General features: G+C 37.9%; 14 protein-coding genes. 11 read left to right on the forward strand and 3 right to left on the reverse strand.

The window, feature by feature from the left end; translation table 11 throughout:
- Both N7603_RS09085 and tnpA read right to left on the reverse strand, forming a co-directional pair.
- Positions 1 to 123: helix-turn-helix domain-containing protein (locus N7603_RS09085; RefSeq protein WP_373425381.1), on the reverse strand; the 123-nt coding region annotated here is incomplete at its 3' end.
- Entirely contained in the window at positions 116 to 520 is a 405-nt protein-coding gene (tnpA, locus tag N7603_RS05805) for an IS200/IS605 family transposase (protein WP_262096499.1), read from the reverse strand. The genes N7603_RS09085 and tnpA, both read right to left, overlap by 8 nt.
- 184 nt (positions 521 to 704) lie before the next feature.
- Between tnpA and N7603_RS05810 the strand changes: the two genes are divergently transcribed.
- The 3 genes from N7603_RS05810 (at position 705) to N7603_RS05820 (ending at position 3,564) form a co-directional block, all read left to right on the forward strand.
- On the forward strand, positions 705 to 2,138 hold the full coding sequence (locus N7603_RS05810) for a nicotinate phosphoribosyltransferase (RefSeq protein WP_262096433.1): 1,434 nt from the start codon (positions 705 to 707) through the stop codon (positions 2,136 to 2,138).
- A gap of 103 nt (positions 2,139 to 2,241) precedes the next feature.
- A complete protein-coding gene (locus tag N7603_RS05815) occupies positions 2,242 to 2,565 on the forward strand; it encodes a PadR family transcriptional regulator (RefSeq protein ID WP_262096434.1) in 324 nt (107 codons plus the stop codon).
- Positions 2,566 to 2,574: 9 nt separating this feature from the next.
- Positions 2,575 to 3,564, forward strand: a complete 990-nt coding sequence (locus N7603_RS05820; RefSeq protein WP_262096435.1) for a hypothetical protein — start codon at positions 2,575 to 2,577, stop codon at positions 3,562 to 3,564.
- On the opposite strand, the gene N7603_RS05825 is transcribed toward N7603_RS05820, so the two are convergent.
- Positions 3,561 to 4,697, reverse strand: coding sequence for a glycoside hydrolase family 88/105 protein (locus N7603_RS05825; protein ID WP_262096436.1), 1,137 nt, complete (start codon positions 4,695 to 4,697; stop codon positions 3,561 to 3,563). The genes N7603_RS05820 and N7603_RS05825 overlap by 4 nt on opposite strands.
- 224 nt (positions 4,698 to 4,921) lie before the next feature.
- On the opposite strand from N7603_RS05825, the gene N7603_RS05830 reads away from it, so the two are divergent.
- From N7603_RS05830 to N7603_RS05865, 8 genes are all read left to right on the forward strand, one after another.
- Entirely contained in the window at positions 4,922 to 6,343 is a 1,422-nt protein-coding gene (locus tag N7603_RS05830) for an MATE family efflux transporter (RefSeq protein WP_262096437.1), read from the forward strand.
- Positions 6,306 to 7,232 (forward strand): epoxyqueuosine reductase, encoded by a 927-nt coding sequence (locus tag N7603_RS05835; protein ID WP_262096438.1) that lies wholly within the window; start codon positions 6,306 to 6,308, stop codon positions 7,230 to 7,232. The genes N7603_RS05830 and N7603_RS05835 overlap by 38 nt, the downstream gene beginning before the upstream one ends.
- A gap of 3 nt (positions 7,233 to 7,235) precedes the next feature.
- Complete coding sequence (locus N7603_RS05840) at positions 7,236 to 7,757, forward strand: tRNA (cytidine(34)-2'-O)-methyltransferase (protein ID WP_262096439.1); 522 nt, start codon at positions 7,236 to 7,238, stop codon at positions 7,755 to 7,757.
- Positions 7,754 to 8,269, forward strand: coding sequence for a pyroglutamyl-peptidase I (locus N7603_RS05845; protein ID WP_262096440.1), 516 nt, complete (start codon positions 7,754 to 7,756; stop codon positions 8,267 to 8,269). Before N7603_RS05840 ends, N7603_RS05845 begins: the two co-directional genes overlap by 4 nt.
- Positions 8,238 to 8,870 (forward strand): PAQR family membrane homeostasis protein TrhA, encoded by a 633-nt coding sequence (gene trhA, locus N7603_RS05850; protein WP_262096441.1) that lies wholly within the window; start codon positions 8,238 to 8,240, stop codon positions 8,868 to 8,870. Before N7603_RS05845 ends, trhA begins: the two co-directional genes overlap by 32 nt.
- Positions 8,871 to 8,979: 109 nt before the next feature.
- Positions 8,980 to 10,158, forward strand: coding sequence for an acetate kinase (locus N7603_RS05855; protein WP_373425382.1), 1,179 nt, complete (start codon positions 8,980 to 8,982; stop codon positions 10,156 to 10,158).
- A 234-nt stretch (positions 10,159 to 10,392) separates the two neighbouring features.
- Positions 10,393 to 11,361 (forward strand): LacI family DNA-binding transcriptional regulator, encoded by a 969-nt coding sequence (locus N7603_RS05860; protein ID WP_262096444.1) that lies wholly within the window; start codon positions 10,393 to 10,395, stop codon positions 11,359 to 11,361.
- Positions 11,362 to 11,371: 10 nt separating this feature from the next.
- Positions 11,372 to 12,814, forward strand: a complete 1,443-nt coding sequence (locus N7603_RS05865) for an ABC transporter substrate-binding protein (protein ID WP_262096445.1) — start codon at positions 11,372 to 11,374, stop codon at positions 12,812 to 12,814.
- Positions 12,815 to 12,841: the final 27 nt, after the last annotated feature.

A 12,841-nucleotide genomic window follows, 5' to 3' on the forward strand; every position in this document is an offset into this window, starting at 1 on the left:
ATAGTGTTTCTGTTTGTCTTCTAACATCTTATTCCATAAAAAGCGATTATGGCCTAAGGTCATATGAATCAAAGTCTTTTGAGATTCAGTGGGATAGATCCTAAACTTAAAGGCTTTATTCATCTGGGTCACCTTGGCTTTCAATATACTGTTTGATTACTTCAATAGGTGCCTCGCCTGTAGTTAACAAACAAAAACTTTGACTCCAGAAGTAAGACTGCCATAACTGTTTACGTACAGTTTCAAATTCTTGTTTAATTAATCGAGAGGACGCTGACTTATACGCATTGATGAACTTAGATAGCTCCGTCTTAGGGTGAGCCCTAAATACAATATGTATATGGTCCGAATCGTGATTCCACTCAATGAGTGTAATATGATAATTCATAGCGATATATTCAAAGATTTCTTTAGCGCGATCAGAGATTTCATCCGTAAAAACCTTACGTCTATATTTAGTAACTAATATCAAGTGATACCATAACATGAAGACTGAATGTGCATTGGTGTCTAATTTCATCATCATAATGCCTTCTTTCAAAAATTATACCGAATGTTTATTATATTTATATTATATCATATTTTAGATATAATAATCAATATCAAAAACAAAAAAAACAATTCATCCCACTACCTGAAGAGGGTGTGGACTTCTTGATTGGATTGTTAAATTTGGTATAATAGATGAGTGCATGGAGGTATATATGAGAAATTTATCGATGCTCATTGATTTTTATGAATTAACGATGGCTAATAGCTATTTTGAACACAATAAGAACGAAGAAGCTGTTTTTGATCTATTCTTTAGATCGGTCCCAGATGAGGGGGGATACGCTGTGATGGCTGGTTTAGAACAAGCCATTCAATATATCCAAGAACTCAGTTTTACTGACCAAGATATCGCTTATTTAAGAGGTAGAAACCTATTTTCAGAAGGCTTCTTGACCTATTTACGTAACTTCAAGTTTTCTTGTAGTGTGTACGCAATTAAAGAAGGCACACCGATTTTTCCAAATGAACCCGTACTTACAGTAAAAGGTCCAATCATTGAATGTCAATTAATTGAAACTATGTTGTTACTAACCATCAATCACCAAAGCTTAATCGCAACCAAAACTGCTCGTATTGTCGCATCCGCTAAAGGAAGAGCTGTTCTAGAGTTCGGTTCAAGACGTGCTCAAGGCTATGATGCTGCAACCTTTGGGGCACGTGCAGCCTACATTGCTGGAGCTTTAGGTAGTTCTAATACCATCACCGATCGTGACTTTAAGATTCCTGCTATCGGTACGATGGCACATTCCTACGTTCAAAGTTTCAATTCTGAATATGAAGCGTTCTTAGCGTATGCGAAAACCTATCCAAATGAATCGGTATTTTTAGTAGATACCTATTCTACGCTCAATTCTGGTGTACCTAACGCAATCAAAGTGTATCAAGACTATTTAAAACCAAACGGATATACCCTGAAAGGGATTCGTATTGATAGCGGTGATTTAACCTATCTATCGAAAAAGAGTCGTGAACTTTTAGATGCAGCAGGGTTGAAACACACAAAAATCACAGTTTCAAACTCACTCGATGAATACCTAATTCGTGAACTGGTTGAACAAGGTGCACAAATTGACGCATTCGGTGTCGGTGAACGTTTGATTACCTCAAAGAGCGACTCTGTGTTTGGTGGAGTTTATAAACTGGCTGCACTCAAACAAAATGGCGTTTGGGTACCGAAGATGAAACTATCGGATAACGTCGTTAAAACAACCAATCCGGGCGTTAAGAAACTCTATCGTTTATTTGACTTAACCACTAAGAACGCGATTGCAGACGTCGTTACGCTCGACCATGAGGTCATTGACGATACGAAACCTTATTTACTATTTGACCCAAACTTCCCATGGAAACAAAAGCAGGTTGAAAACTTTAAAGCCGTGAGCTTATTAGAACCGATTTTCATAGAAGGAAAACTGGTTTATCAAAAACCTCAGCTTAAAGAAATCCGCACCTTCCATTTAGAACAAATGAAGACCCTATGGGATGAAGTTAAGCGTTTTGAAAACCCACATCCGTATTATGTCGATTTATCAAGAGAACTTTACGACTTAAAACAGGATTTAATCGAACAATATTCCAAAAAATAAAAAAATATTACTAAAGTAATCACCCTAGGGTGGTTATTTTTTAATATTAAGGTATTGACAATAGTGTATGGCATACAGTATTATATTGGTGTGAGGTGAGAATATGGATCAGACCATCCTAAATAATCTCGAAATTGAACTTAGACGAGGGACACAGACCCTCGCAGTATTATCCTTATTAAAAACGAAGCAGTACGGCTATTCACTCCTACAAGCATTAGAGGAAAGACATGTTTATATTGAGGCTGGGACCCTATATCCGATGTTAAGAAGATTAGAAACCCAAGGTTTATTGACATCCAATTGGGATACTCAAGAATCACGGCCACGGAAGTATTATGAACTATCTACGATGGGCGAAGAAGTCCTCGACAAACTTATTGAAATTTATCGCGATATGACCAAGCAGTTTGCTGGTTTACTATAGGAGGCTACCATGAACGATTATATTGCAAGATACATATATGATGTTACAAAACGTTTAGATGAACCTATTCGAGAAGACATCTCTAAAGAACTAGAAGCGAATATTTATGACATGCTCGGGGATGATACCAGTGATGAAAACATCAAAAAGGTATTAACTGATCTCGGTTCACCTGCCAAAATGGCGATGAACTACAAGACCCCACGCTATTTGATTTCACCAGAACTCTTTGACGATTACCTTCACGTTTTAGTGATTGTCATGCTTGTGTTCGCAGGGATTGCATTCGCCAGTGGCATCATTGAAGCTGTGATGGGCTCTGGAGTTGAAATTCTCGCAGGCATCATGGAAACCATCTTTGGTTCGATGCTCTATGCGGCATTTAATGGTTTCGCAGTGACCACACTTATTTTCGCGGGGATTGAACTCTATAATAAAAAAACGAACCACCCATTCAAAGTGGAAAGTCTACCTAAGATTCCAAAAGTGGAATCCAAAAAATCGCTACGCGTGGAGCTGATTGTTGAAAGTGTATTTTCAATCGTGTTCGGAATCCTCTTCGTCTACGCACTCATTTATAACTATGTCGATATCAATATCGTGAGTGATGATCTGAATTTCGTATACAGTGGGGATGTTATCAACAGTTGGGTCTCTAGTGTCTTTGTTCCATGGTTCATGATTTACTTAGTTCTGACTGTGGTTATTAAAGTATTCCAATTCAAAGAAGGTGGCTTTACAAAGGTATTAGCCTCATTCTATACAGCTCTAGAACTTTCGAGTTTAATCATGATGTCAATTATATTTACACGACCAAACGCATTCAACGAAACCTTAATCAGTACGGTTTCGACAGCCTTTAATATCGATTTCCCTTACCATTTAGGTATCGCAATCCGTGGGATTGTTGGACTTGTATGGGTGATTACCACCATCGATTTGATCGTAACTTGGTATAAACTCTATCATCCAAAAACCAATAAGAAACAAAAAAACTAGCGCTGGCTAGTTTTTTTAAATTCTGTATAGGCGAGAATGAACGGCCCTACGCCTTTTGCATCGTTTTTAACAACTGGTTCAGACAGATAGTAGTCAATCGACCCATCGCGTCTTAAGTTCTGATCCGGACCCAAACCGGCAACTAAACAGATGCCTTCCATGTTGAGTTCCCCGTCTTTAAAGGTAATGTATTTTTGAACTATCCCGTTAAAGATATCGAGCCCAATCTGTTTGTAACTCAAATCTAAAGCGCCCAAACGAACCCCTTTTAAAATGGCATAAGCGAGAAGAGATGACCCTGAGGACTCTAGGTAATTTCCTTTATAATCTTTTTGATCAATCACTTGATAGAATAATTTCGATGCTTTGTCTTGGTACTGTAATAATCCGTCCACGGTTTCTTTTAACAGTGGGAAGAAGAAGTCTTTTCGAGCTTCACACCGTTCATCGAGATAATCGATGACGTCGACAAGTGAAACAACATACCAACCAGTTGCTCTTAACCAAAAGTTTTTAGATAAGCCAGTTTCTTTATTAGCCCAAAATGCGGTTTTGCTGGCATCGTAGCCATGATAGTATAGTTTCTTTTCAGGGTTAAACATCCGTGATCTAACAATCTTGAAGTGATTAATGATATCGGAATAGTTTTTTTGATTATTAAAGGTCGTTTCATAGCGTGTATAAAACGGTTGAGCCATGAATAATCCATCTAACCATACTTGATGTGGGTAAATCAGTTTATGCCAAAATGAACCCTCTTTTGTACGGGGTTGTCTTAGGATGTGTGTATAAGTAAAATCGATGGCTTTCTTATACTTTGAGTCACCAGTTCTCTGATACAAATCAAACAAAACTCGAGATTCACAAATATCATCTAAGTTGAATGTTTTCATATCGTAACCGAGAATTTCACCATCGGGTTTAATATAATAATCGATGTGTTTTTTGACAAAGTCATAATACTTTTCATCTTTGGTTTGTGCGTACAAAGAGAGTAATCCCGTCATCATACACCCATCGACGTAATTCCACGCAGCAGGTTTACCTTGATGGATGGCTTCAATGTTCCATAAAGGTTTGTCAGGGGTCGACCTTAACATCAGTTTTTCGATATATTGATCAATGAATTCCATCTGCAATACCTCCCGATTCAACCCAATTATACCTTATGGGAAGTAATAATCAAAGGTTTTATCATCATTTCGAGTGAATCGTTTTCATTGTTCATTATGATGGACGAATAATGGCTAAATTACGCCATTATATGACCATTATGAGAAAACCCATATATTTTATATATGATTGCATTAAGGGGCATGATTATGTATAATAGAACCGTTATTGGAAGGTTAATATTATGCAAAAACTAACACCTGCTGAAAGAAAGCATTTAATTTTAAAAGATAAAAACATCATTAAGGGTATCGTCATCATGGCGCTACCGATTTTTATATCTAATTTATTGAAATCCTTACACGACGTTGTCGACTCCTTTTTCCTAGCGAGAATGGATGGTTCTGAAGAAATGATCGCCTCCACACTCGCAGCAATCAATATCCACTGGCCGATTTACAATATCTTTAACGCTTTAGGTGTGGGATTAGGGATCGCTGGTGTCGGGATTATTTCACAATATCTGGGCTCTGGGAAAGATCGAACCGCACGAGACTACGCCGCTAAATTGTTATCGTTCTCTGTTATTTTAGGCGCGCTAGTGAATGTGCTACTGTTCTTTGGGGCTCCACCTATCGCGAGATGGATGGGTGCGTCTGGAGATACCCTCAAGTTCGCAATCACTTATTTTAGATACCGATCAATGGAATTTATCTTTGTGTATATTTTCTTAGCTTATCAAGCAATCCGACAAGCGAGTGGAGACACGAGATCTCCTGTAAGACTCGCTATTTATAGCATATTCATAAATATGTTTTTAACTTGGTTATTTGTATCTGAGTTCAACATGGGCATTGCCGGAGCAGGGCTATCAACTTTAATTGGTCAAGTCGTCATTATCCCGTTCGCAATCTATGACTTATTCTTCAGTAAAGAACATCCACGTTTAGAAAAGAAGGATTTGGGTTTAGATCCACATATCGTCAATGAAATTGCGAAATTCGCGATGCCGTCTGCAGCAGCACAAGCCTTTTCATCCTTAGGATTCGCTGTGATTCAAGCCATGATTCTAAGTTATGGGGATGTCGTATCCTCTGGCTTCTCAACCGGAAATCGTATTTCATCCTTACTATTAAACCCAGTCATGGCGATTGGGTCTGTCGTGACTGCCTATATTGGTCAAAACATTGGAGCGAATAATCCAGCACGAGCGAAACGGTCCTATGAGATCGCGAGAAACTTATCGTTTATCATCATGGTGATTGGTGTATTAATGATTCTCCCATTCGCAAAACCGATTGCGGAATTTATTGTCGGAACTCGAAATGCCTCCATCGTCGCGGTAACCGTCGAATACTCGGTTTGGATCTTGGGTACACAACCGCTCATGGCGGTGTTCCAAACGCATTTGTCTGCTTTTAATGGTTCTGGTAATAACAAATACGCTTTTATTATGACGTTTACTCGTTTATGGATATTACGTGTACCGCTCGTCTTATTCTTTAAATACGCAACCGATGTTGGCTACGCTGGTATTTGGTACGCCATGGTCATCTCAAACTTAGTCATCCTATTTGTAGGTTCTTATTTATATCGTAAGGTCAAATTTGAACGGAAGGTGTTTATCGATGAAAGTGAAAGCACTGCAGGCGATTTTTCAATCTAAATTCGATTTGGTTGGAATTATTTCGACTAAACGGTATTTAGAAGCGGCCAAAACGATGCGTAAAGATGTCATCGAAGAGACCTATCCAACCATGGTCGTTTTGGGATTAAGCTATCCGAAACGGATACTAAAACACACCGATACCCATTTGGTACCTTCCTTCTATACCTTTGGAAAAGACTATCACTTGGTACTAAAAGCACGGATGGAATCGGTGCTAAAGGACTTAAACATCGAATACCGCTTAGGTGTCGATAACCATAACCACGATGAACGCCTAGCTGCGACATTGGCGGGTTTAGGTTACTTTGCAAAAAACCAATTGATTATCAATGAAACCCTTGGCTCATATTTCTTTTTAGGGTTAATATTTTTAAATATTGAAATCGAAAATGAAATCACACTCGAAGTAAATTCAGACTGTGGGACTTGTCGAAAATGTATTGATGCGTGTCCAACAGGTGCTTTATCAGATATGGGCTATCAAATGGATTTGTGTATGAGCCATTATAACCAATCCAAACGGATTTTAACCGATATCGAAATGAATGCGAATTACAGTTTATTTGGCTGTGATATTTGCCAAATGGTCTGTCCAAAAAATAGTGTTATAAGAACAGTAACACAACCTGAATTTGAATTATCAGGTAAAGAAATGGTCTCGATTGTGGATTTATTTACCCTTTCGGATAAACAGTTTAAAGAAAAGTACTCAGATATGCCGTATCTTTGGAAAGGCAAAACGGTTTTGATGCGTAATGCCTTATTAATCTTAAAGCGATTAAAGAATACACGCTATAATGATTTAATTGAACAGTCTCGCAATAAGTATCTGATGCCTTGGTATCAAGATACAGTTGACCGCGTTTTAAGCGCGCTTAAGGAGTAAACTATGGAATTGAATATCGTTTTATTTGAACCGGAAATTCCTCAAAATACCGGAAACATCATGAGAACCTGTGTGGGCATTAATGCGAAACTTCATTTAATTAAACCTTTAGGATTTTCATTGGAAGAGAAGTATTTAAGAAGAAGTGCTTTGGATTACATCAAGGATTTGACCTATACCATTTATGAAAACTACTCTGATTTTGAATCTAAAAATAAAGGCGCGTATTTCTTTTTAACCCGATACGGTAAAAAAACCTATACCGATATCGATTATACGAAAATAGAGGGTCCTATTTATTTGATTTTTGGAAAAGAATCTACTGGGGTGGACCGTACCATTTTGGCTTCACATATGGATACTTGTTACCGTATTCCAACCACAGATAAAATCCGTTCATTAAATTTATCTAACGCAGTAGCACTCGTATCCTTTGAAGTGATGAGACAATTCGACTTTGAAGGTCTACAAAAATACGAACCGGAAACCCTCAAAGGGAAAGATTTCTTGGATCAGTTCAAATGATTCTTGTTACAGCTTTTGAACCCTTTGGTGGGAAAACATGGAATGCGTCCTTAGAAATCATGAATGGTTTATCGGGTGTTGATAAAATTGTATTACCAGTTTCGATTCAAGGGTGTCATGAAGCAATCAATGCTTTAGATATATTAAAATATGATACGATAGTGATGTTGGGTGAGGCTGACAGACCTCATCTATCATTAGAACAGTTTGCATATAATGAAATCGACATGCGTATTCCCGATAATACAGGTATTCAATTGAAGAACCAAACAATCGATTGTGGACAGACACAAAAAACACCATTTGATTTAAACAAGTGGGTTAAACCAGGTATTCAAATCTCAACAAATCCAGGTCGATATTTATGTAACTATGCATATTATTTAGCACTAAAAAAACACTCAAGTGTTTTATTCATTCACGTGTCAAGTCACGAACAATACATTGCCCAACAAGGGAAACAAGTAGAGGAGATTATCCATGAAATTAAGACCATTTCAATCACTCGGTGAAGAGATTGCGAACGCAGTAAGTCACGGTTTAGGCGCACTATTTGGAATCATCGCACTCATCATGATGCTCATTAAAGCAGATCATGGTAATGAAGTATTTGGTGCTTTAGTGTTCGGTTTGAGTATCATAATACTCTATACAATGAGTACGCTTTACCATGCTTTTAAGCGAGACACTAAAGTAAAACGTTTGTTCAAACGGTTTGACCACATTTCGATTTATATCTTAATTGGTGGGACATTCGCACCGATTTTCATTATGGTCGTCGAAAAGCCACTAGGATGGTATTTACTCATTGGACAATGGGTCTTAATCGCCATTGGTGCGACGATGAAAGCCATCCACATTCATAAGTTTCAAATTCCGCATTTACTCTTATACATCATCTTGGGTTGGAGCGGTTTAACCCTCATTGGACCCCTATTTGATTTATCGGTTTATGCATTTTATTTCATCTTAGCTGGAGGGATTGCATATACCGTAGGTGTTATTTTCTATGCCTTATCCAAAGTATTTAAGTATAGTCATTTTATATGGCATATCTTTGTGTTTTTAGGTACATTATTCCATTTTATTGCGATTTACGGATATTTATTATAAAAAAAGACTTAAACCAAAATTGTGAACAAATATTCATAATTTAGGGGAAAAACCTTGCAAAAGGGTACAAATTATATTATGATTAAGGTGAACAATAAGGAGATTATATATTATGAAAATTATGGCAGTAAATGCAGGTAGTTCTTCAATCAAATTCCAATTGCTTGATATGCCAGCTGAAACTCAAATTACATCTGGGATTGTGGAAAGAATTGGTTCTGAAGAAGCCCTATTTACAATCAAATATAATGGCGAAAAATTTGTTGAAACTTTACCGATTAAAGATCACGCAGTCGGTGTTCAACTTATTCTAAAAGGTTTAATTAAACATCAAGTTATTTCTAAAATTGAAGACATCGAAGGTGTCGGACACCGTGTCGTTCAAGGGGGAGAATTTTTCAAGGATTCCACTTTAATTAACGATGCAGTGCTAGAAAAAATCATCGATTTAGGTGAAATGGCACCCCTACATAACCCAGCAAACGCAACCGGTATTAAAGCGTTTAGAGCGGTATTACCAAACGTTCCACAAGTTGCAGTATTTGATACTGTTTTCCACCAAACAATGGAAAAAGATGCTTACCTATATGGTACGCCATACGAATGGTATACACAATATGGGATTCGTAAATATGGATTCCATGGAACCAGCCATCAATACGTTTCTGAAAAAGCAAATCAATTGATGGGCACAACTGATACAAAAGTAGTTGTATGCCACATTGGTAATGGTGCTTCCTTATCAGCAGTTAAGCAAGGTAAGTGTGTCGAAACATCGATGGGCTTTACACCATTAGAAGGTTTCCCAATGGGAACCCGTTCAGGTTCGATTGACCCTGCTATTACCGCATACATGGCTAATAAATTAGGTAAGTCTGCACAAGACATTACTGATATTTTAAACAAAAAGTCTGGTTACCTTGGTATTTCTGGATTATCTAATGATGCACGTGACATCGAAGCTGCGATTGAAAAAGGCAATGAAAGAGCGCGTCTAGCATTTGATATTCAAGCAAAACAAATTGCTGACTACATCGGTTCATACTATATTTATATGGGTGGATTAGATGCAATCTGCTTCACTGCAGGTATTGGTGAAAACTCCCCAGTACTCAGACAAATGATCATCGATCGTTTAGCTGTACTTGGTGTTGAACTCGACCCACAACTCAACAAATTACGTGGCGAAAGATTAATTTCTTCACCTAACTCGAAGGTCAAAGTCTTCATCATCCCAACCGATGAAGAAGTTATGATTGCTAGAGACACCATGCGTTTATCGCGCTAAGTAAATCAAAAAAAGTTGAAAATGCTACCCAATTGGGTGGCATTTTTTTTACGATTAATTCCAAATTTGAAACATTTAAAAAAAAGATAATAAAAGTTAGAACATTGCTCTTGAAATTATGTAAGCGCTTGTGATAAGATGGGAATACAAATTGAAATGTTTCAATTATTTGTTTTATGGATAAAGGTTGAACCCATTCAATAGAATAAAACGATGAGCAAATAGGAGGTCTTCATGGCTACCATCAAAGATGTTGCAAAACAAGCTGGCGTATCGATTGCTACCGTATCCTACGTCATGAACAACGACCCACGGATTAAAAAAGAGACCGCAGATAAGGTTTTAAAAGTAGCTGAAGAAATCAATTACTTACCCAATGGGATTGCGCGTAACTTTAAAAAGAACAAAACCAATAACGTATTAGTATTGATTCATAACTTCGGTGGACCCATTTATCAAGAAATCTTAGAAGAAATTCATACAACCTTAAAGGCACTACAATACAAGATGATTGTGTGTAGTGGTGAACTTGCAAACAATCTATTACAAGAAAAACAAGCAGATGGGGCGATCGTTTTAGATACGACTGTGGAACCTAACTTATTAGAGCGGGTTGCAAAAAAGGGTTTTCCAATTATCGATCAACGAAAGATTTATGGACCAGCATCCGAAATCATTGTGAAAAGTATGGATGGATTCACCCCTGTTTATGAAGTGGTTAAACTTGCGATTCTTTCAGGGTTTACTAAATTTGGCTTCATGCACGGTAATGAGGATTCACCTGATAATATCAAACGCTATCGTGGATTTACTAAAGCTTTACAAGAAAATCAAATCCAACCCTTTTGTGAACTAAAGGGTCAATTTAGGGAACAAATCGGCTATCAAGCCATCAAAGAATATTATGAGAACGGCAATCTATTGCCAGAAGTACTATTTTGTGCCAATGATGAAATGGCCATTGGGGTTATCAACTACTTAAATGAAATGAAGGTTGATATTCCAAAGGTCATGAAAATCATCGGCTTTGATAACATTGAGCTGGGTAAATACATTAAACCAGAATTGACTACTATTGATGTCAATCGCGCAGAATGGGCTAGAAACTTAGCACAGTCGATTGTTTCAGCGATTGAAGGTAGAACCACTGAAATTCAAAAATACGACGCGCGATTCGCGATTATTCGTAGGCAAACTTTTTAGGAGGAAACATATGAAAAAAACATTATTAATTATGGTTTTACTATTTTCTGTTTCACTGTTAGCAGCTTGTGACAACAAAAAAGAATCAGACGGAAAAGTTAAAATTACTTATGCAAACTGGAATTTAGGAGCTGAAGACTCAGAAACGCCAAACATGGAACGCTTAATGATTGAAGCGTTTGAAGAAGCTAATCCAGATATCGATGTGGTAATTTTGGAAAGACCAAAAGTGCCTGGGACAACTAATGACGTGTCTTGGAGCGAATTCTTAGTGGCAAGAGCATCTACTCAAAGTTTACCTGATGTCTTTATGGCGGATGATATCCCTTATTACGTTGTCAATAACTGGGCCTATAACATTACTGAGATTGCAAACGCAGACCCTGAATTTCTAAATGTCTCTGCAGACATTCGTGGCTCTGCTACCTATAATGGTAAGGTTATGGCATTACCGAATGCGGTATTCTATGCGGGTTATGTAGTCAATGAAACACTTTATGATCAACGTGGTCAAGATTGGCCTACAACTGCTACCACATTTGAAGATTTCTTGGCGATGACTAAAGCTGCTGCTAACCACGCATCCACTAACAATAGTGGCTATGTTGGATTAGAAGGCATTGAGCATATCCTCCATTGGTACCCAGCACAACTCAACGATACTTATGGTTGGTTCACGATGAACCAAAATGGATTTAACCTGGATTCCCAAGAATTCAGTACAACGATGCAAGTCTACAGAAACCTTCAAACAGATACCTCATTCGTATTAGAAGCGTTACAATATGAGGCTGCAAAAGAAGGTTCTGAAATTGATATCGAAGCCATCTTCCAAGGTGGTAGTGCTGGTGCAGCTTTCAATAATGGCGCTATTTTGGCTAAATGGTTCTATTCTTGGGACTTTGGTTGGATGCAAGCCAATATCAATAATGGCACCTATACTTGGGACTTAGATTTCATTGGAACACCAGTTGTGAATGGTAAAAAACGCGTACCAAGCGTCGCCGATTTTTTCACCATCGCATCCAACACAAAACACCCAGAAGAAGCTTACAAACTAGCGAAATGGATGGGCTTTGGAAAAGAAGGATATTCGAAACGTCTCGAACTTTCTAAAACCGTTGAAGGCATTTCTCAAGTCAACTTCCCGCCACTACAAAATGATGCTGAACTCTTGGATTCATATTTTGAACTCTACCCAGCATTCACTGGACTTCGTACAATTGTAGAAGCCGGTAGTGTCATTATTGAACCCCCTAAATTCTTACCTGGTTATATCCAAGCACGTTATCAAGGTACATACGATGCCGAAAATAAGATGGGTGACATTATCAATAAGCTACGCTTTGGCGAAGTGCTTTATGCAGACGTCAGAACCAGTTTAAATAACCGTGCGAACGCGATTTACAACGAAGCGAAAGCCGCATTTGAACAAGCGATTCAACAACGCTAACAAATACATAGGGGAAATCTAAGACTG

Source organism: Paracholeplasma vituli (assembly GCF_025446935.1).
In the GTDB taxonomy this organism is placed as follows: domain Bacteria; phylum Bacillota_I; class Bacilli_A; order Acholeplasmatales; family UBA5453; genus Paracholeplasma; species Paracholeplasma vituli.